Here is a 19,884-nt window from a genome sequence, read left to right as displayed (position 1 = left end):
AATCTTAATATATGGATTATTATTTTCTATTAATAATAATTTTATCTTTATCATTTGTTCAATCTGTATTGGGTATTGGCTTACTAGTTCTTGGAACTCCAACTTTAATGTTTCTTGGAAATTCTTTTTTTGAAACAATGTCAATCATAATTCCCTCTTCGATAGTCATAAGTTTCTTACAAATTATTGATGAAAAAAACGATATTAAAAAATTTAAATCTGAGTTTTTAATTTATTGCCTACCAGCTGTTTTTTTAGGATTAATCTTTATTAAGATTTATGGTGAATTAATTAATTTTAAGTTGTTATTGGGTATAATGTTGTTGCTTTCTGGTCTAATCAGAGCAAAAAAAAATTATAAAAAAACATCGGAGATTATTTCTAATAATAAGAAAAAATTTCAAATATTTATAGGTCTTGTTCATGGAATAAGTAACATGGGTGGGGGTTTTTTAGCTTTATTTTCTTCCTCATTATTTAAAGAAAAAAAAATAATAAGATCTAGTATAGCTTATGGTTATTTGCTAATGGGATTACTGCAATATTTATTTTTATTAATATTTGTTGAAAATGTATTTAGAAAAGACATTTTTTTGTTTATATCAATATCAATATTTTCATATTATATACTCGGAAAACCCCTCTTCTCAAAAATTTCTAATGACTTATTTCAAAAACTTATTACATCCATTATAATTATTTATGGAATATCTGTTATTACAGCTCAAATATAATTAAAGTGTAAAAATACTTTACTCGTTATAGTAGGTGTTTTTAATTAAATTTTTTGCTACATCCATTTTTGAAACGCTTGTAATTCCATAACTATTATTTGTTGCAACTCCAATTGACTCAATTGCATGTAGTGGCATAGTTTCTTCATCGAAAGTATAAGACCATTCTTTAAATGGTGATTGAAAATCTAAGTTGTCATGAAAATACTGCCCTGTAACAGTTTTAATAGCAAAAAATGGTTGTGGACCAAAAGTAGGGGACGAAGAAACAATCTTCAAAGTATGTGCGTTTTCACTGTTTTTGTTAATTTCCAGTGAAAGTTCACATTTACTTTTTTTTTCTAGCTTCATAGCTTTTCTCATTGCATCAACTCCTTCGCAGTAGATAAATTCAACATCTTCATAATCTTTAGAAACTTTTGTTAGTAATCGATGCGCTTCTACCACGTCTACTCTTAAATCTCTAAAGTCATGATTTGCAAATGACAATATTACATTTTTATTTTGTCTAGACTCATCAAACGCTCTTCTTACTTCTTTTTCATCCATTAAGTACGCTCTTGTCCCGATGTTAAGGCATCTGGCAATTATTCTTCTACAATTACCAATTTTTTGATAATCATCATGATCTGGATGATACGGTTCCCAAGTAATCGGCGCTCTTCTCCAGTCGCCTGATCTTCCAGCTGAAAAATCGAATTGCTGACTATCTTCTTTAGATGGTTCCATGGAAAGTGTTGCATAATCAAATGGAATGAATTGTTCAAGAAACCAGTGGCTATCAGGTCTATTAACTTGAAAACCAGGTCTATTTACAGCAGGAAACCAATTTCTGTCTATAATTCGTCTAGATAAGACTTGAAAGAGTTTATCTGTAGGTCCAAGCCATCTTGTTGCACACAAATGTGCATGCTTTAACATTGGATGTGGATGATAATGAAACTGAAAACCATCTTGAGAACTATCTGTATATTTTAAAATTCTTTTGTATTCATCAAAAATACTATGATAACCCATGTCTCTTCTTCTTGGGTTAATCTCATAATCTACGTGATCAACGCAATGCCAATTATATATCCATCCATTTCCAGTAGAATCTTTAAACTTATTTCTAAAGTCTGGTGATAAACAGTCTTGAAGCATATTTTCAACTTTATCCCAAGTATTATTATAATTTAATAGATGGGGGTTAAGTGTCATCTTTACAGAGTCCTCTATCCCATCAAGGTTAATTTTACCTTCTTGCAAATCTTGAAGATTTTTTTTTGTAGGTTCTAATTCAAGATGATAAATATGTTTAATTCTCTCAAATGTAGCCTCCAGAGATTCATGCAAAGGTCCTTCTGAGTCAATACAATGTACGACGTAAATTTTTTTCATTTTAAATCCTAATCTAATTTTTTTTATTCAATAATAACCTAGCAATTTTTAAATCTGACATATTATCAATATCTAAAGAATATTTTTGGTTGAACCTATACATAGATGAAATATTTTCAACAATAAATGATTTATATTTTCTTAAAAAACTTGTTTTTGCCAAATAAAAACTTCCGTCAATAAAGTAATAATTGTCCTCATATTCTTGTCTTCTATAAAGCCTTTTCTGAGATTTTACCAAATAAGTCCATTTTTTTTTTGAATAATTAATACATTCTCTTGGATGTTCTTTCATTTTTACCATACCTACAAGTGAGTCTTGTTTTTTTTTTATGAACTGATTTATTGCATTCTTTATTTGGTTTATATCTCTAATTGGAGACGTTGGCTGAAAAAGTATAACTGCATCAGGTACATAATTCATATTTTTTTTTAGCCAATTTAATCCATGAAATACAGCGTCTATAATATTACTTTTGTCTTTTGATAAATATGTAGGTCTAATATAGCTGTTTTTGAAACCATTTTTTTCACAATGATTAGATATTACTTTGCTATCAGTTGAAATAAAGGTAAAGAAATTTTTATTAAATTTTTTACACAGATCTAAAGTATAATCAATTAATCTTTTTTCACCAATCCTAGCAAGATTTTTATTTTTTATCCCTTTTGACCCGCCTCTTGCTGGGACTAATATTAAAAATTTCATTTAAAACAAAGATTAATACTTTTAACTAATTTATTATAATCTTTTAAATTCCTATTCAGATAAATAGGAATAGCGATTGCTTTTTTTAATAAGTCTCTACTTTTTTTACATCTATTTAGCTGATCTTTTTTCAACATGTGATTCCAATAAAATGAGCAATGCCACTCAATTGCATCAGGTAAATTTTTTGTACCTATTTTTAAATTAGATAAAATTTTTATTATTTTTTGTCTTTTAGATGCATTATCTACAAAAAAAATAAAAGTATCGTAAATAATTTTAGATTTTTTAGGAATTTTTCTAAGTTTAATTTTACTGCTTATATTTTTTTGAAGAAGATTATACCGAAGTCTATTTTTAGAAATGATATAATTAATCTTTTTAAGTTGTTCTTTTGCAATAACACCTTGCATTTCTGTCATTCTGTAATTAAATCCATAAATCGATCTTGTATCTCTACCTCTGGGTCTATTAACATTATTTTCATGTCCGTGATCATGATACTCTCTACAAAATTTATCTATTTTTTTTGAGTTAGTGTGTATTACCCCTCCTTCACCACAAGTTATTATTTTACCAAAATCTAAACTCATTACACCAGCATCACCTATAGTGCCTAAAAATTTTTTCTTGTAGGTAGCTCCAAAAGCTTCGCAATTATCCTCTAAAACTTTAAGTTTATATTTTTTGGCTAACTTCATAATAGGATCCATATCAACTGGCACGCCAAGCATATGTACTGGTAATAAAACTTTAGTTTTTTTAGTTATAAGCTTTTCAATATCATGAGGACAAATATTTAGACTATGGTCTATATTGGCTATTACAGGTTTGGCGCCTATATCCAAAATAGCTTCTATTGTAGCAATAAAATTGAATGATTGAGTAATTACTTCATCACCTTTCTTTACACCTAATGCTAATAAAGCAATTTTGATCGCTGCAGTACCAGAAGATACTGCTAAGGAATACTTGCAATTAATCTTTTTACAAAAAAGTTTTTCTAATTCCCGTACATGGTATTTTTTTCTTATTTTGTCAAACCCATGTGCAAACAAAATACCTTTTTCTTTCTTGAATAAATTATTAATGGCTTGAGCTTCTTTATAATTAATTATTTCAAAACCTGGCATAGTTATTATTTTAGATTAAGTTTTAAATCTTTTTCATAATTTTTTTTCTTTAATTTATCAATGTGTGATTTTTTTCCAATATATCTAATTGTCAATCCTCTTCTTGCAAATGAGCTTAAGTTTTTATTGCTTCCATGAACTACTAACGAATGATGAATTAAACAATCTCCTTTTCTTATGTTGGGTATTATCTTTTTAAATGACTGCATTCCTTCTGGGTACTTGAGGGTTTGAGAAGATCCAGGAGCATAAGAAAGAGTATGTTCTAACAAACCTAGCTTATGTGACTTATTAAAATAAAAAACTCCCCCATTATTTTTGCTAGAATCATCTAATGCTATCCAAATAGTTAAGCCATTTGCATTGTTCAAGCACCAGTAATAATTATCTTGATGCATTGGGGAAGCCAAACCAACATTAGCAGGCTTAGCAAACAATTCTGATCCAAAATCTTTAAGACTGTCATTTAATAAAACTTTTGCTAATTGACTCAATATTTTATTTTTTTTTAATTTTTTCGACCATTTCCAATTATTCATAAAATGGACTGAATTAATTATATTATTTTTAGTTTTATTAATATTTCTACCTTTTAAATCTAATACACTTTTTTTAAAAAATTTTTCTAAATCCTCACCTGCTTTATTAATATCAGTTTTATTAAAAATATTTCTAATAACAACATACCCATTCCTATCATATCTTTTTTTTAATGACTCAAATTTTCTAAGATTAAAATACATTATTTTGTCAATTTTTTTTTTTGCAGCAGATGAGGTAGGATGTCGAAATTAACTCTAATCCATTTCTTGTTATAACACTTCCATCATTTAATCTTTGTGTATAAGTTCTTCGATCATCATCTGTTTTTTTTATATCTAAATTTAAATTAAATTTTTTTAGACTTACGCTAAAATTGTTTTTTTCAAATTCTCTTTTGACAGTCTCTAAACTAAATCTGTTCCATCCTTTTTCCCAGATATTGCTGTCAACAGACTTTACTCTAGTTATAACATCAAAATTTGACTCATTAAATGAACCAAAAACATAAATAACGCCATTGTCTGAAAGTATATTCATTAAATTTTCTACCCAAGGCGTTACGTTATCAAATATTGTGTGAACACCGTCTAAAACTACTGCATCGAATTTTTTATCTTTAATTACTTTTTCAATTGAGTTTTTATTGTAAACATCAAACTTATAAAAATCTGCAGAGGGACAATTAATTTTTGCCCGCTCTAATAAACTTGGGAGTATATCTGCTCCACTAATCTTAACTTTTGGAAGTTGTTCTTTTACATATGTTATAAAAACACCAGTTGCACATCCAATGTCAATTAAAGTAAAATCATCATTGTGATTTTTTTTTATATTTTCTAATAAAAATTTAAAACTTTCTTTTACTACAAATGTTTCTTTTAAATAAAATTCATCATGAATTCTTTTGCTTTTTTTAAAAATTTCTTCCATTTATTTAATAAAATTCAAATTATTTAATGCGTTTTTGTATTCGTTCCATTGACCTATATCAATCCAAGCTTCTTTACTTACTGGAAAAATACCCACTCTTTTATTTAAAGATATAATCTTTTTGACTAATTCAGGTAGATCAAATTTAGTGTTTTTTGGAATATGTTTAAGAACATCTTTATTCATAACATACATCCCAGTATTTGCTAAAAGGTTTATGCTTGGTTTTTCATCAATTTTACTTAAAAATCCATCTTTACCAATTTTACAGTCTCCATAGGGAATAGTATAATTTCTAAAAGAAGCAACAATAGTTATACTATTTTTATTTTCAATATGATATTTAACTAAATCATTGTAATCACAGTCAATAATTATATCACAGTTAGTTACAAAAAAATTTGATTTAATCTTTCCTGAAATCTTTGAAAGACAACCAATTGTTCCTAATGGTTTTTTTTCTTCAATAAATTTTATCATATTCTCTTTTTTATTTTCTTCAAAATAGGCTTTTAGAATTTTACTTTTATAATTTATCGATAAATAATAATTACTTACTCCAAATTCCTTGAATTTTTCAATAGCGTGATCAATAATCGGCTTTCCATGAATTGGGATCAAGGGTTTTGGCAGAATAGAAGTAAATGGTTCAAGTCGTGTTCCTTTGCCTCCAGCCATTATAATTACAGGAATAGGTTTTTTTTTACTTATTTTTTTTACTTTTTTTTCAAAAACATCATCTATTTTTGTAATATCAATTAGCTTTTTATCGTTATCTACAACTGGAATAATGTCGACTAAAAAACTTATAAATATATTTTGAGCTATTGATTTTGTAAAATCTCTACTTGTTAAATACTTTGGATTTTTATTATAAATATTAAAAATTTTGTTAGATAATTTTTTTCCTTTAATAATTGCTTTTCGTAAATCTCCATCACTTAAAGTACCAAGCAACTTATTTTTACCATCTACAACTACAAGACATTTTGATCCACACTTATTGAGTGAATTTAATGAGTCTTGAATAGTCACATTTTTGGATATTAGAAATTTTTTTATATCTTTAGTCATTATAATTACTGATTTATATCATAAAATATTTTTTGGGTATTGGTTTTATTTAAGTTTATCTTTTTTAAAATAGTAATTATTTTTTTTGAAGATTTATATTTGCCATAAGGGTTATCAAAAACTTTCTTATTTTTTATATTTTTATTGATCTCAATAGCTGACATTATACCGTCCAATATTGATTTTTTATTAGTGCCTGTATTAATGATCGATTTTGCTGATAGTCTTCCTTTTTGTCTATCTCCAATATTAACACTTGGAGTATTAAAATATGGTGCTTCGATAATTGCACTTGAAGAATTACCAATAACAATATTACAATTTTTTAATGCAGAATAATATAGATCTTGTCCCATAGAACTAAAATAAACGGATTTAGATCTATTATTTTTTACAAAATTAATTATTTTTTTATTTATTTTTCCACTTTCTGCATCTGCATTTGATAAAGTAAAAATATAAGTGCTATCTTTAATTTTATTAATTGAACCAAGCATATTATTAAAGCCTTCTAATGAAAAAGATTTATCTGAAGTCTCAGGATGAAAAGTAACTAAAAAATTATTTTTATTTAATTTAAGTTTTATTTTTTTTTCAAAAGCTTTTTTTTCTAAAGTTATGAAATTCTTGATTGACTCATATGCTAATCCACCCACATGGAATACATTCTTAGGATTTTCGCCAAGTTGAATAACTCTTTTTTTATAAGATAATGTCGAAACAAAATGCCATGTTGACATTTTAGTTATAGAGTGACGCATGATTTCATCTACGGAGCCTAGAGTTTTTTCACCTCCATGAATGTGGGCAATTTGAATATTTGCATTCATAGCGGAAAATACAGCCGCAAATATCTCAAATCTATCACCTAAAATAACTACTATGTCTGGTTTTAAATTATTATATACATGTGAAAAACTCGATATAGCTTTGCCTGTACATCTAGAAATATCAATTTTTGTATTATTTTTTTTTAATGGCATAAAAATCTTTTTATCAATATTAAAACCATCTTTTTGAATCTCTTTGTATGTATTGCCATAAAATTTTGATAAATGAGATCCAGTAACAATTAATTGTAAATTAATCGATCTATCTTTCTTAAGCTGTGAAAGAAGGTTTTTTAAAAGCCCATACTCAGCTCTACTTCCAGTAACAACACAAATTTTTCGCATTCAAAATATTTAGGTTAATCTATTACACTTTTAATCGTCTGTACCATCTTTATTCACTGTGTGTCTGAGTTTCCATTGATTTCCCTCAAGTTTCCAAAGATGCGGTGACCTAAAATCATCACAACGTTTATGAAAATAATGCTCATCAATTTCCAAATAATCTAAAATTTCCTTCAAATATCTATCAGGCAACTCTCCATCAAATTTTTTAGCTAATGCCATGCCCTCCTCTCTTGTAAGATGATTATTTCTAATTTCTTGTGAAGCTTCATCTGTTGCTCTACCAATTCCAAACTTTATAAACCTGGTATACCAATGCAAATCATCTATTTTATCATCAATGCTATTGTATTTACTGTAAGTTCCCTGTGATCTGTGTGGTCTTGCTTTAAAATTAGTTTTTTCAACTGAAAAATAATACGCTTCTTGTGGTATCCACTTTATATAGTATCCTAGATAATGAATTTGGATATTTTCCTTATATTCATTTTCTAAAAGGGGCAAAAAAATTTTAATATCTTTAAGATCTAAATTATAATTATCTTTTAATTCTTTTAAACTTTTACCTGCAAGTTTTATAGAGTCTAAGTCTTTAATAGAAAAAAAAGATTTATCCCTTAATGATTTATTATTATCTGCAATAGGATTTCCATACTCTGCTTCATTTTCACCATAAAACACTAAATCAATACCATATTTTGATGCAATTTTTGGTGCTAAATTTTTTTGTCCTAATATAAAAGTCTGAAATGGATGCAATAATGTTTCAATAGCTATTTTTGTTAACTTCCTCATCACTTCTCCAGATGGTCTATAGGTAATATTGTCAAAACCCCCAATGTCTAACCAATTTTTGAAGTTTTCATGTCCATAATCTGTATACATTATTGGTGGCCATGTAATTGTTAGTGGATTCATTCCATATTTATATTTTAATAAATGTGAAGCATAAACACTGTCTTTACCACCACTGCCTGGGACAAGACAATCATACTCTCCATCATTTCTTCTATATCGATCTAAAAGTTTTAAAAGTTGATCTTCTCTATTTTTCCAATCTATTTGCGTTTTCACTAAAGCTTGACTACATGCATCACAGACGTCATTAGCATTAAAATTTACATAGTTTGCATTTTTTCTATCTACTGAATGCTGAAACTCCGGTACTGAAGCTGGATATTGATTAGAATTTATACAAATACTACAAAACTTAACTTCTTTTGGTAGATTATAAAAAGTTTCTAATTTTTTTGACATATAAATAATTATGTAATTCTATCTTTAATTTCATTAAAAATTTTCATTCCTTGATCGCCACTTTTTTCGGGATGAAATTGAAATGCTGTTATATTTTCTTTTAATATTGAAGAACAATATATACTATTTTGATATTTAGTTGAAGTTAATTCAATATCCTTTGATGTTGGAACCACATGGTAAGAGTGAACAAAATACATAAAATCATCATTTTTATTTTTGTTCATCACTGAATCAATATAATTTTTATTTCTAAACAAAATTTTGTTCCATCCAACGTGTGGTACGATTAATTTTTCTTTATCATTTGATTTGAATTTAACTACGTTGCCTTTAATTAAGCCTAAACCTTTACAATTTTCAAATTCTTCACTTTCTTCAAATAATAATTGCATGCCAAGGCACACGCCATAAAATGGTTTTCCTGTGCTTATGAAATCAAAAATAGATTTATCTAATTTTTTCAATTTGATGTTTTTCATCGCTTCTGAATACGCACCAACGCCTGGAAGTATGGCAATTTGTGAATTCATTATGACGTCGTGATCTTCTGTTATAATTGAAGTTAAACCTACTTTGTTGCATGCATTTTGGACACTATATAGATTACTTACTCCATAATTTATTATAGCAACATTCATTTTATCCATTATATCCTAGTGTTTACTTGGTCTTTTAAATCATTTTTTATCGTTCTAACATCTGTTTGTCCGAAGGATTTAAACTGCCTAAGATTGGAAATAAATGACCTATTGCCCTCAATAATTTCATTATTTATGAATTCATTATTAAATAACGCGCCATAATGAATCATCGAAGACAATGCAACTGCATTAGCTCCACCTTCTTTAATTGCTTCAATAATATGTTTATAATTTCCAAATCCGCCATGAGCAATCACAGGAATTGATACCATAGATCTTATTTTTTTTAATAACTGGATATCAAACCCATTACCTGTTCCTTCTTGGTCAATAGACGTTAACAATATTTCTCCAGCTCCAAGTTGTTCTAATTCTTTGCTCCAATCAAAGATATTAATTCCTGTATATTCTCTTCCATTATCAGTGTAAGCTAAGTACTGACCATCTTTACTTTTTATAGTTTCTATACTTGCAATTATTGTTGAAGATCCAAATATTCTTGACGACTCTTTTATAATTAAGGGATTTTTTATTGCCGCAGTATTTATTGCAACTTTATCAGCACCAGCCTTGAGAACATCATTGATATCATCTACTTTTCTAATGCCTCCCCCAACAGTTAAAGGTATTGATATATTTTGAGCTGTTTCTTTAATAAAGTCTAATATAGAATTTCTTCCATAAAGACTAGCAACAACGTCTTGGTAAAATAACTCGTCAGCTCCATCTTCAACATATTTTTTTGCAAATTTGTTAGGTGAACCCAACACTCTCAAACCTTCCAAATGTATTCCCTTTACTAAGTTGGGACCTTTAATATCAAGTCTTGCGATAATTCTTGGGTAATTCATTTAAAAATTAATTAAATCATCAGGCTTATATTTTTTTTTAGATTTTTTTCCAATAAGTTTGTTCCACATCATTGGTGAAAGTCCATTACCAGGTCTTTTTATAGTTATGTTTTTTTCAGAAAAATAATCACCTTGATTAATTAAAGTTAAGGCAAAAATTGACTTCCTAACAATTTTAATATTCTTTTTTTCACTATTTGTAGGTATTTTTTTTCCATTTCCGTAAGAACTAGAAATATTTTTAATACATTTGACCATCTCTTTAAATTCATATGGCTCAAGACTTGCCTTGTGATCGGGTCCATTCATATTCTTTTTTAAGGTAAAATGTTTTTCTATTACTGTCGCCCCTAATGCAGTTGCAGCTATAGGAACCTCAATACCTAATGTATGATCAGAATATCCTACTCTTATATCAAACATTTTTTTCATACTTAACATTGCACTCAAATTAACATCTTCAAATTTTGAGGGATAATCAGTATTGCAGTGTAATAAAGTAATTTTATCCTTATTTATACCTGACTTAGTTAAAACTTTTAAAGCATCATTGATTTCTTTAGTATTCGACATACCAGTAGAAAGTATAATTTCTTTTTTCAATTTTGCTACTTCTTTTAAATATGGAAGATTGTTTATTTCTCCGGATGGAATTTTAATTCTTTTCAAATTTAATTTTTTTATTTCTCTAATACTTTCTAAATCAAATGGGCTTAAAAGAAATTCAATTTTAATTTTTTTACAATAACTAAATAATCTTTTAAAAGTATCAAAACTAAATTCTAAGCTTTTTAATATCTCGTACTGTGATTTATTTGAGAGTTGAGTATTTTTTTTGATATAATTAGGTTTGTTAGATTTTTTAATAATTAATTTATCTGTTTTAAATAACTGAAATTTTACAATATCAGCACCACAAGCTTTCGCTTTATCTATCATTTTGTAAGCAAGTTTTTCACTCCCATTATGATTTACACCTATCTCTGCAATTATTAATACTTTTTTAGGAAATCTATATTGTTTCATTATCTGACAAATCTTTTGTTATGACTGACCCCATTTTAATAAAACAATTTGAGCCTATTTTTATGCCTTGCTTAATTGTTGAACCGCTTCCTATAAATGTTTCATTTCCAACAGAAACATTACCATTAATTGTTACATTGGTAGATACATGAACGTTATTTCCTATAATGCAATCATGCTCTATTAATGAAAAATTATTGATTATACAATTAGAGCCAATTGAAGAATTTGGACCTACAACTACATTGTTAAAGATAATTGATGCTTCTAGTATATTGCTATATTTCGAAACAGTTGAGTTAGGAGATATAATGCAAGGTAATCTATAATCTATTTTTTTCAATTTCTCAAAAAATTTAATTCTTGTTTTGGGACTTTTTATTTGACCTATTCCAATAAAAGCGTTTTCACATGATTTTCTAATCTCTTCTAGATTATTATCATTGCCAATAATTTTTAAATCGAGAATTGATTTAATTTCAGGATCGTTGTTAATAATACCATAAATTTTATATTTGCCAGTTTGCTCTATAACATCAATTGATGATTTCGCATGACCACCAGCTCCTATAATTAAAATACTACTCATCAATAATTGAACATATTCGTTTTATATCTTTTCTAGATAAGTTTACACTACTAGGTAAGCAAATTGTTTTGCCAACCAGCCTAACTGCATTTTGAATCTTATAAGTTTCTGATTTTTTAAACTTTTTTTGCAAATGATTTAGATGCCATATAGGTCTAACTTCAATATTGTGTGAATTCATTTTATTTATAAATTTTTTTAAATCACTTTTTTTTGAAAATTTTGTAAATTCAACAATGTTTAACCAGTAATTGCTACTTGCAATATTTGGTATTTTTTTTAATATTAATTTTTTACTTTTTGAGAGAAGGCTTAAATAGATAAAATAAATTTTTTTTTTTAACTCAATATACTGATTAATTTTCTCTAATTGAGCCAGTCCTATTGCTGCCTGAACATTTGTTAATCTGTAATTATATCCAACTTCATTATGTACAAAAAAAATCCCATCATTTTTTGATTGAGTTGTTAAATATTTGGCTTTTTTTGCGTAACTAATATTGTTTGTTAAAATCATACCCCCTCCACCTGAAGTAATAATCTTATTTCCATTAAATGACAGGCATCCAAAATCACCTAAAGTTCCGACATGTTTTTTTTTAAATTTACCTTTTAAAAAAAAATTACCTACCCCTTCTGCCGCATCTTCTATAATTTTTATTTTTCGTTTCTTACAAGTTAAATATAATTTTTCAAAGTTTACAGATCTACCATATACATGTACGACAATTAATGCTTTTATCTGTTTTTTTGTTTTTTTATTAAATGTTTTATTATTCTTAAAATAAGTATTGTTTTCAATAAACTCGATTGTTTTTTTTATATCTAACGAATAATCATCATCCACATCCATAAAGATTGGTCTTGCATTACAATAATTTATTGCGTTAATGGGCGCTATAAAAGACATTGTTGGAACAATAACTTCACTTTTGTTGTCAACGCCAGAAAGTAATAAAGATATATGTAAAGCAGAGGTGCCACTCGTACATGCTATTGCATACTTGGCTTTAGTATATTTTTGAATTTTTTCTTCAAATAGATTTACATATTTTCCAGCTGTTGATACCCACGCAGTTTTTAAACAATCATTAACGTACTTAAATTCATTACCCTTAATTATTGGTGCATGTAAGGGGATATAACTTTTGCTCATAAATTATATATTTATGGTATAGTTTCCTAAGTCCTTAGTTGATTTAAAGCTATTTTCATTAGAAATTTGTAAATGAGTTAGAATTTCATTTATTCCATCATCAACTAAATATTTACATTGATACCCTAAAACAGAATTTAATTTTTGAAAATTTACTTTATAATTTCTTGGATCTGATCCTTTGTTATTAACAAAATAAACTTCATTGAAATTTACAAATTTTAATATCTTCTCCACTATCATTCTTTTTGTATGATTATTTTCATCACTACCCGCATTAAATACTTCAAATAAAATTTTGCTCTTTTCAGTGTTTAAAATTAACAAGAGAATATTTGCAAAATCTTGAACGTGACAATATGGTCTCCATGTATCAGGGTCATAGACCTCTAGTTTTGTAGAATTAAAAATATCTCTCGTAAATTCATTTACTGTAAGATCGTATCTCATTCGTGAAGATAAACCAAATGCTGTAGCAAATCTTAATATTGTAAAACAACTATTCACTTTACCTTTTAATGATAAAATATATTTCTCAATATCAACTTTATCTCTAGCATAACTAGAAAGGGGATTAAGTTCATGATCTTCTTTGGCTAGCTCATCATTTTCAATTAAACCATAGTTAGAACAAGTTGAAACAAAAATTACATTTTCAATATTATACCCAGCACATTCATCGATTAAGTTTTTTATTCCTTTTTGATTAATTTCAGTAGATAACCCAGGATACTTCTTGGTTATTGGATCGCCTACAAGTCCAGCTAAAATTATTACAGCATTTACATTTTCTAAATTTTCTCTAATTTTTAAAGAGTCTCTAATATCTCCATTGACAAATCTAAAATTAGGTTTTTTATTAATTTGACTATTAGTTTTTTGTCCATAAATCAAATTATCATAGGAAATAACTTCATGATTTTTATCAACTAATTCACTACAAACAATTTGTCCTATATAGCCTTCACCACCAACAACAAGAATCTTTTTCATTATTTTTTATTCCAATAATTTTAATTTTTTATCAATAAGTTTGTACTTTTTATCGCATAAACTTATAATAGAGTTTTTATGAGAAACAATAAGAACACCAATATTATTTATTTTTCTTATATCTTGTAAGATTTTTTTTTCATTTTCGTCATCTAATTCATTGGTTGACTCATCAAAAATTACGAATTTCTTTGAAAAATAAAGCGCTCTAGCAATAACCAGTCTTTGCTTTTGACCGCCAGATAAATTTTGGCCATTTGGAAAAAGAATATAATTTTTATCTATTTGTAACCTTGCTAGTTTGAGAACCTCATCTATTTTTTCAAAATTACAATTAGACTCCTCATATTCTAAAGAGATATTTTTCCATATTTCACCTTCAAAAACAAATTTATCCTGCGGAACATAGGCAAATAAATTTTCAATTGTTAAACTTTTATCTATAAGTTTATCGTTAATCAATATCTCAGAACTTGATGGTTTAATAAAATTACAAATTATGTTTAACAATGTACTTTTTCCTGAACCACTCTCGCCAGAAATTAATGTGAAATCATTTATATGGAGGTCTAGTTTGCAGTTCTCTAATATCTTTTTTTTGTCATATGAAAAATTAATATTTCTAAATGTTATTTTCTTAATATCATCATCAATTGAAAATGCATGATTGGTTGCTTTAAACTGATTATTATTTAAGAATATTATGTATTCATTTATTTCATCTACAAATGTTTCTGAATATCTTAATGTATTTTGAAATCTTAATACTTGAATAAAAAAAGGCATTAATCTTATTACTGATGCAAACAAGATAGAAAAATATTCTAAATTATTAAAAATACTTAAATTATATTTTATTGTCGAAAATAATAATATTGAAAAAAAAGCTACAATTATTAATTCTAAAAATAATCTCGGAAGAATAGATATTAAATTATTTTTTAAGTCACTAGTAAAAACTTTGTCCGAATAAATTCTTAAATTGCTATTTATTGTTTCATATTTATTATAAATTTTTATTTCCTTAAATGAGTTGAAAAAGTTTATAATAAAATCATATAGCCCTTTATAGGCTTCTTTATTTTCAAAACCAGCTTGTTTTGGATTTAGAAATTTTACTTTTGAATATATAAAGAAGAATATTAAAAATGTAGCTACTAAAATTATTGTAATTTTAAAATTTACATATAATAGCAGTGTTAAGATCATCAAAAGCATGAATATTTCTCCAAAAAATATAAAAGTAAGTGATAAAGCTCCTCCAAAAGTTTTGATATGATTGCCTAAAATTGCAATATAAGTTGTAGAGGATTTTTCTTGAAATTTTATAAAGTTTAAATTTGAAAATAATTTAAAAAATTTTAATCTTAAATTATGTTGTTTTTCGTTTGTGACTTTGAAAATAGTTTTATTCAAAAAATAACTTATAAAAAACTTTGAAAAGTATGATAAGAAAAGTAACATTATTAAAGTTAAAGATGAAACACTCATCGAGAGCTGGAAAATACTAAGCTCTACATTGTTTAGCTCATTATAAAAAATTTTAGTAACAACTAAAGCCATAAAACCAATAGAGAAAAGTTCAATTGTTGATAGAAAAAAGGATACTAAAGAAATTTTAATACCTTCCTTAAGATTTATTTCCCCAATTTTAAGAATACTTTTTATGGTTTGAATTTGTTTTAACATAATTGAATTAAAAAATTTATTTGTATATTAATTAAATAATTTGATATTACATTGGTGTATATTTTTTTTAATTTTTCTTCCTTTAATATTTGTTGAAACATATCACATATTCAATAAAAGTGACTTAACAAATAGTGAAATAATAATATTTAATTTTTATGACTAAAGTAATATGTGAATTAGGAATCAATCATTTTGGTTCTAAAAAAAAATGCAAAGAACTCATCGACAATGCAAAACAAGCTAATGCTTGGGGTATTAAGTTTCAATATAGAAATTTAAAATCATATTTTGAATTAATAAAAAGAAATGGTGAAATTGGAAAAGAAATAATTGATACTGAAATAAAAAAAAATTATCTTAGTCCAGAAGAGATAAGATATTTAAGCAATTATGGTAGGAAATTAGGTTTAGAAGTTGGCATTAGTTTTTTTAACGAAAAAGACACTGATGATTTTAAAAGTTTTGTATTTGATTTTTATAAAATACCGTCAGTATCAGCTTTAGATTTTGATCTCATCAAAAAGTTAAATACATATAAAAAGAAAATTTTTATTTCACTTGGATCAAGATCTCATTCAGAAATTTTAAAAAATAAAAACAAACTGATAAATTATCTTAATAAAGACAAAGCAACTTTGTTTCATTGTGTTTCAAATTATCCTTTAAACCCAATAAATTCAAACCTCAACTATATATTAAAGTTAAAAAAAATTTTTAAAGGATTTGATGTTGGATATTCTAGTCATGAAAATGATATTTTTAATTGCATTATAGCGCTTTCAAAAAATATTAAATACATCGAAAGACACATTACTCATAATAAAAATTATAATGGCTTAGATCATTCATCAAGTTCTGATTTAAGTGAATTGAAAAAGCTTTGTTTTTACAGCTCTAATTACAATAAAATAAGTAATTCTAAAAATAATCGAAATTTAAATCAAGGAGAAAAAATCAACTTACAAAACTTAGGAAAATCTGCCTATGCAAACAAAGATATCGATATCAATAAGAAAATAAAACTTGAAGATATAACTTTTTTATCGCCAAAAATAAGTTTGGAAAAAAATGATTTATTAAAGTTTCTTTATATCAAAAATAAAAAAATTTTAAAAAGAGGTGATGAAGTTACCTTAGAAAATTTTTTTCCAAAAAAAAAATTTAAAGATGCAAATAAAGTTTTTTGTAACAAAAAAAATATTTCAATACCAATAAGACCATCTGATTATAAATTAATCAATGAAATTTTTAATATAAAAAATTATGAATTTCACTTGAGTTTTAATGATGTTCTGAGCTTCAGTACAAATAAAATAAATAAAAAATTTTTATCAGATAAAAAATTTTCAGTTCATGGTCCAGACTACTGTGACTCAAATAATATTTTAGACATATTCTCTAAAAATAAATTAATAAAACAAAAATCTAAGCTAATATTTAAAAAATGTATTAATATTTGTAGATTGTTAAAAAAATATAGTGGTAATGAAGTATATTTAATTCAAAGTTTTTCTTCAGACGACAAGGCTCTTAATCTAGATAAAAGATATAATGAAATTAAAAAAGTTATTGATCATTATCTCAAAAAAGACAAAGTACAAATTTTACCTCAGTGGTTACCGCCAATCGCTTGGTATTTTGGCGGAAGCTCAACAATGAAATTATTTTGTGATCCAACTGATCTTAAAATTATAAAAAAAAATAATATAAAACTTTGCCTTGATTTGAGTCATTTTATTCTTTCTTGTAATTATTATCAATCAAATCTAGATGTAAATTTTGATAAATATGAACATTTATTTTTTCACTACCATATTGCAGATGCTTCAGGTATAGATGGTGAAGGATTAGAGATTGGCAAAGGTGATTTGTTAAAATATAAAAAAAGACTTAGAAAAATTATAGCTAATAAAAAAATAAAAGTTCTAGAATCTTGGCAAGGTCATTTAAACAATGGATTGATTTTTAAAAAAGAAATTTCTAAATTAATAAAGATTACATAATGAAAAAAAAAATTGCTTTAATTACTGGTGTTAATGGACAAGATGGTGCATATCTTTCTGAATTATTAATCAAGAAAAATTACAATGTTCATGGCATTTTAAGAAGAACTGCTAATTATAAACTTGGTAGACTAGAATATCTAAATGTCATAAAGAAAATTAATTTTCATCATAGTGAATTAAACGAATATAAAAATATAGAAAATTTAATAAAAAAAATTAAACCAGATGTAATATTTAACTTAGCGGCACAAAGTTTTGTGCAATATTCATTTGACAACCCTTTTTATACTTCAGAGGTAAATTATCATTCTGTTTTAAACATGTTGGAAACAATCAGAAGAAATAAAATGGATACTAAATTTTACCAAGCTTCAACATCTGAAATGTTTGGCAACACAAACTCAGACAAACAAAATGAAACAACTAAATTTTATCCTGCTAGCCCATATGCTATTTCAAAAGTATCATCGCATTATCTTATTGGACATTATAGAAAAGCATACGATGCCTTTTTTTGTAGTGGAATATTATTTAATCATGAGAGTTATCTAAGAGGAATCGAGTTTGTTACCAAAAAAATTGTCAATGGTTTAGCAAAAATCATTTATGAAAATGCACCGCCTATTAAACTTGGCAACCTGGACTCTAAAAGAGATTGGGGTTTTGCAGGAGATTATGTAAAAGCAATGGAGCTCATGATATCCGCAAAAAAAGCAGACGATTATGTTGTTGCCACTGGACAAACATACTCCATAAGAGAATTTATTAAAACGGCATGCTATTTTTTAGATATAAAACCTGTTTTTGTTGGAAAAGGATTAAATGAAGTTTGTTATGATAGGTCTAATAAAAAAAAATTAATTATAATCGATAAAAAATATTTCAGGGAAAATGAATTACATAGATTAAAAGGTGATCCATCAAAGATAATGAAAGATCTTAAATGGAAAAGAACATATAACTTCAAAGATTTAGTTGAGCATATGGTAAAAAAAGAAGTAGATTATTTTCATAATGAAAAGAAAATAATATTTTAAAATTATGAGGGCCAGAATTGGATGCTTTATTCCTGCAAGATCCGGAAGTAAGAGAATCAAAAACAAAAATATTACTAAAATAAATAATGAACCTTTAATTAAACTGGTATGTAAAAAAATTATAAAATCAAAAAAAATCAATGAATTTCATATTGGTTCTGATGATAAAAAGATATATTCTAAGATTGGAAGTTTAAAAAAAAAAATTAATTACTTTAAAAGATCAAAAAAAAGCTCAGAGGATACAGCGCCATCAGAATGGGTAATAACTGAATTTTTAAAAGCTAACAAAAAAATAGATATAGTTGTTTTTGTGCAAGCTACAAATCCGTTTATTGAACATGCGTATATTGACAAAGCAATTAATATATTTTTTAAAAAAAAGTATGATAGCCTTTTATCAGTTACCGAAAGTAAGCATTTTTTATGGGAAATGAAAAAATATGCTAAACCATTAAATTATGATTACAAAAAAAGGTCTAGATCACAAAATACAGAACCATATTATATTGAAAATGGTTCTTTCTATATATTTTATAGAAAAAACTTTTTAAAATTTAAAAATAGACTACATGGTAAAATAGGAATTTTTAAAATGCCAAGTATTTCAAGTCATGAAATAGATGATAAAAATGATTTAATTAATATCAAAAAATTATTACGTAAATAAAATTTTTTTCAGTGCATAAATCAAGCCAATTGAGCTATTAGTACTGGTCAGCTGCACGCATTACTGCGCTTCCACATCCAGCCTATCAACGTGGTGGTCTACCACGGCTCTATAGGAAGAACTAGTTTTGAGGTGAGTTTCCCGCTTAGATGCTTTCAGCAGTTATCTCTTCCATACTTAGCTACCCGGCACTGCAGCTGGCGCTACAACCGGTCCACCAGTGGTATGTTCAACCCGGTCCTCTCGTACTAGGGTCAACTCCTCTCAATTCTTCTACACGCATAG

At 26.4% G+C, this 19,884-nt stretch carries 19 protein-coding genes and 1 rRNA gene (1 of these 20 running past the window's edge); 4 read left to right on the top strand and 16 right to left on the bottom strand.

Annotation, left to right across the window (positions count from 1 at the left end; all coding sequences use genetic code 11):
* The first annotated feature begins 11 nt into the window (after positions 1 to 11).
* Complete coding sequence (locus tag ACIJYG_RS00720) at positions 12 to 734, top strand: TSUP family transporter (RefSeq protein ID WP_435097328.1); 723 nt, start codon at positions 12 to 14, stop codon at positions 732 to 734.
* 18 nt (positions 735 to 752) lie between these two features.
* On the opposite strand, the gene ACIJYG_RS00715 is transcribed toward ACIJYG_RS00720, so the two are convergent.
* The 15 genes from ACIJYG_RS00715 to ACIJYG_RS00645 are packed head-to-tail and all read right to left on the bottom strand — an operon-like array spanning position 753 to position 15,883.
* On the bottom strand, positions 753 to 2,114 hold the full coding sequence (locus tag ACIJYG_RS00715) for a hypothetical protein (RefSeq protein WP_435097325.1): 1,362 nt from the start codon (positions 2,112 to 2,114) through the stop codon (positions 753 to 755).
* Between the two features lie 13 nt (positions 2,115 to 2,127).
* Positions 2,128 to 2,823 carry a cytidylyltransferase domain-containing protein gene (locus tag ACIJYG_RS00710; protein WP_435097322.1) on the bottom strand — a complete coding sequence of 232 codons (696 nt, stop codon included), beginning with the start codon at positions 2,821 to 2,823 and terminating at the stop codon, positions 2,128 to 2,130.
* Complete coding sequence (locus ACIJYG_RS00705) at positions 2,820 to 3,956, bottom strand: DegT/DnrJ/EryC1/StrS family aminotransferase (RefSeq protein ID WP_435097319.1); 1,137 nt, start codon at positions 3,954 to 3,956, stop codon at positions 2,820 to 2,822. The genes ACIJYG_RS00710 and ACIJYG_RS00705 overlap by 4 nt, the downstream gene beginning before the upstream one ends.
* Before the next feature lie 5 nt (positions 3,957 to 3,961).
* Complete coding sequence (locus ACIJYG_RS00700) at positions 3,962 to 4,699, bottom strand: phytanoyl-CoA dioxygenase family protein (RefSeq protein ID WP_435097316.1); 738 nt, start codon at positions 4,697 to 4,699, stop codon at positions 3,962 to 3,964.
* 7 nt (positions 4,700 to 4,706) lie between these two features.
* Positions 4,707 to 5,429, bottom strand: a complete 723-nt coding sequence (locus tag ACIJYG_RS00695; protein WP_435097314.1) for a class I SAM-dependent methyltransferase — start codon at positions 5,427 to 5,429, stop codon at positions 4,707 to 4,709.
* Complete coding sequence (locus ACIJYG_RS00690; RefSeq protein ID WP_435097311.1) at positions 5,430 to 6,503, bottom strand: sugar phosphate nucleotidyltransferase; 1,074 nt, start codon at positions 6,501 to 6,503, stop codon at positions 5,430 to 5,432.
* A 5-nt stretch (positions 6,504 to 6,508) separates the two neighbouring features.
* Positions 6,509 to 7,678: a UDP-N-acetylglucosamine 2-epimerase gene (neuC, locus tag ACIJYG_RS00685; RefSeq protein WP_435097308.1), complete on the bottom strand. Its 1,170-nt coding sequence runs from the start codon at positions 7,676 to 7,678 to the stop codon at positions 6,509 to 6,511.
* Between the two features lie 30 nt (positions 7,679 to 7,708).
* A complete protein-coding gene (locus ACIJYG_RS00680) occupies positions 7,709 to 8,935 on the bottom strand; it encodes an N-acetyl sugar amidotransferase (protein WP_435097305.1) in 1,227 nt (408 codons plus the stop codon).
* A gap of 8 nt (positions 8,936 to 8,943) precedes the next feature.
* Positions 8,944 to 9,585 carry an imidazole glycerol phosphate synthase subunit HisH gene (gene hisH, locus ACIJYG_RS00675; protein WP_435097302.1) on the bottom strand — a complete coding sequence of 214 codons (642 nt, stop codon included), beginning with the start codon at positions 9,583 to 9,585 and terminating at the stop codon, positions 8,944 to 8,946.
* On the bottom strand, positions 9,585 to 10,430 hold the full coding sequence (hisF, locus tag ACIJYG_RS00670) for an imidazole glycerol phosphate synthase subunit HisF (protein WP_435097299.1): 846 nt from the start codon (positions 10,428 to 10,430) through the stop codon (positions 9,585 to 9,587). Before hisF ends, hisH begins: the two co-directional genes overlap by 1 nt.
* Positions 10,431 to 11,456 (bottom strand): N-acetylneuraminate synthase, encoded by a 1,026-nt coding sequence (neuB, locus tag ACIJYG_RS00665; RefSeq protein WP_435097296.1) that lies wholly within the window; start codon positions 11,454 to 11,456, stop codon positions 10,431 to 10,433.
* The gene (locus tag ACIJYG_RS00660; RefSeq protein ID WP_435097293.1) at positions 11,443 to 12,045 is read right to left on the bottom strand and encodes an acetyltransferase; all 603 of its coding nucleotides are present in this window, start codon (positions 12,043 to 12,045) and stop codon (positions 11,443 to 11,445) included. Before ACIJYG_RS00660 ends, neuB begins: the two co-directional genes overlap by 14 nt.
* Positions 12,038 to 13,201 (bottom strand): LegC family aminotransferase, encoded by a 1,164-nt coding sequence (locus ACIJYG_RS00655; protein WP_435097290.1) that lies wholly within the window; start codon positions 13,199 to 13,201, stop codon positions 12,038 to 12,040. The genes ACIJYG_RS00660 and ACIJYG_RS00655 overlap by 8 nt, the downstream gene beginning before the upstream one ends.
* A 3-nt stretch (positions 13,202 to 13,204) precedes the next feature.
* The gene (locus ACIJYG_RS00650; RefSeq protein WP_435097287.1) at positions 13,205 to 14,194 is read right to left on the bottom strand and encodes an NAD-dependent epimerase/dehydratase family protein; all 990 of its coding nucleotides are present in this window, start codon (positions 14,192 to 14,194) and stop codon (positions 13,205 to 13,207) included.
* Positions 14,195 to 14,200: 6 nt separating this feature from the next.
* Positions 14,201 to 15,883, bottom strand: a complete 1,683-nt coding sequence (locus tag ACIJYG_RS00645; protein WP_435097284.1) for an ATP-binding cassette domain-containing protein — start codon at positions 15,881 to 15,883, stop codon at positions 14,201 to 14,203.
* A 158-nt stretch (positions 15,884 to 16,041) separates the two neighbouring features.
* Between ACIJYG_RS00645 and ACIJYG_RS00640 the strand changes: the two genes are divergently transcribed.
* The 3 genes from ACIJYG_RS00640 to ACIJYG_RS00630 are packed head-to-tail and all read left to right on the top strand — an operon-like array spanning position 16,042 to position 19,599.
* Complete coding sequence (locus tag ACIJYG_RS00640) at positions 16,042 to 17,889, top strand: N-acetylneuraminate synthase family protein (protein WP_435097281.1); 1,848 nt, start codon at positions 16,042 to 16,044, stop codon at positions 17,887 to 17,889.
* Positions 17,889 to 18,929, top strand: coding sequence for a GDP-mannose 4,6-dehydratase (locus ACIJYG_RS00635; RefSeq protein ID WP_435097278.1), 1,041 nt, complete (start codon positions 17,889 to 17,891; stop codon positions 18,927 to 18,929). The genes ACIJYG_RS00640 and ACIJYG_RS00635 overlap by 1 nt, the downstream gene beginning before the upstream one ends.
* A 4-nt stretch (positions 18,930 to 18,933) precedes the next feature.
* Complete coding sequence (locus tag ACIJYG_RS00630) at positions 18,934 to 19,599, top strand: cytidylyltransferase domain-containing protein (protein WP_435097275.1); 666 nt, start codon at positions 18,934 to 18,936, stop codon at positions 19,597 to 19,599.
* Positions 19,600 to 19,615: 16 nt separating this feature from the next.
* On the opposite strand, the gene ACIJYG_RS00625 is transcribed toward ACIJYG_RS00630, so the two are convergent.
* Positions 19,616 to 19,884 (bottom strand): 23S ribosomal RNA (locus tag ACIJYG_RS00625); it runs 2,484 nt beyond the window's last position.

The organism is Candidatus Pelagibacter bacterium nBUS_27, assembly GCF_051200985.1.
Classification (GTDB): Bacteria; Pseudomonadota; Alphaproteobacteria; order Pelagibacterales; family Pelagibacteraceae; genus Pelagibacter.
Note: the sequence above shows the minus strand (reverse complement) of the source record. Positions and strands in the feature narration are given on the sequence as shown.

Coding starts and splice junctions, on each gene's coding strand:
- ACIJYG_RS00655 (WP_435097290.1), bottom strand. CDS start 13,201: ATGAGCAAAAGTTATATCCCCTTACATGCACCAATAATTAAGGGTAAT.
- ACIJYG_RS00720 (WP_435097328.1), top strand. CDS start 12: ATGGATTATTATTTTCTATTAATAATAATTTTATCTTTATCATTTGTT.
- ACIJYG_RS00650 (WP_435097287.1), bottom strand. CDS start 14,194: ATGAAAAAGATTCTTGTTGTTGGTGGTGAAGGCTATATAGGACAAATT.
- ACIJYG_RS00710 (WP_435097322.1), bottom strand. CDS start 2,823: ATGAAATTTTTAATATTAGTCCCAGCAAGAGGCGGGTCAAAAGGGATA.
- hisF (WP_435097299.1), bottom strand. CDS start 10,430: ATGAATTACCCAAGAATTATCGCAAGACTTGATATTAAAGGTCCCAAC.
- ACIJYG_RS00645 (WP_435097284.1), bottom strand. CDS start 15,883: ATGTTAAAACAAATTCAAACCATAAAAAGTATTCTTAAAATTGGGGAA.
- ACIJYG_RS00640 (WP_435097281.1), top strand. CDS start 16,042: ATGACTAAAGTAATATGTGAATTAGGAATCAATCATTTTGGTTCTAAA.
- neuC (WP_435097308.1), bottom strand. CDS start 7,678: ATGCGAAAAATTTGTGTTGTTACTGGAAGTAGAGCTGAGTATGGGCTT.
- ACIJYG_RS00715 (WP_435097325.1), bottom strand. CDS start 2,114: ATGAAAAAAATTTACGTCGTACATTGTATTGACTCAGAAGGACCTTTG.
- ACIJYG_RS00680 (WP_435097305.1), bottom strand. CDS start 8,935: ATGTCAAAAAAATTAGAAACTTTTTATAATCTACCAAAAGAAGTTAAG.
- ACIJYG_RS00705 (WP_435097319.1), bottom strand. CDS start 3,956: ATGCCAGGTTTTGAAATAATTAATTATAAAGAAGCTCAAGCCATTAAT.
- ACIJYG_RS00635 (WP_435097278.1), top strand. CDS start 17,889: ATGAAAAAAAAAATTGCTTTAATTACTGGTGTTAATGGACAAGATGGT.
- ACIJYG_RS00695 (WP_435097314.1), bottom strand. CDS start 5,429: ATGGAAGAAATTTTTAAAAAAAGCAAAAGAATTCATGATGAATTTTAT.
- ACIJYG_RS00700 (WP_435097316.1), bottom strand. CDS start 4,699: ATGTATTTTAATCTTAGAAAATTTGAGTCATTAAAAAAAAGATATGAT.
- neuB (WP_435097296.1), bottom strand. CDS start 11,456: ATGAAACAATATAGATTTCCTAAAAAAGTATTAATAATTGCAGAGATA.
- ACIJYG_RS00630 (WP_435097275.1), top strand. CDS start 18,934: ATGAGGGCCAGAATTGGATGCTTTATTCCTGCAAGATCCGGAAGTAAG.
- ACIJYG_RS00660 (WP_435097293.1), bottom strand. CDS start 12,045: ATGAGTAGTATTTTAATTATAGGAGCTGGTGGTCATGCGAAATCATCA.
- ACIJYG_RS00690 (WP_435097311.1), bottom strand. CDS start 6,503: ATGACTAAAGATATAAAAAAATTTCTAATATCCAAAAATGTGACTATT.
- hisH (WP_435097302.1), bottom strand. CDS start 9,585: ATGGATAAAATGAATGTTGCTATAATAAATTATGGAGTAAGTAATCTA.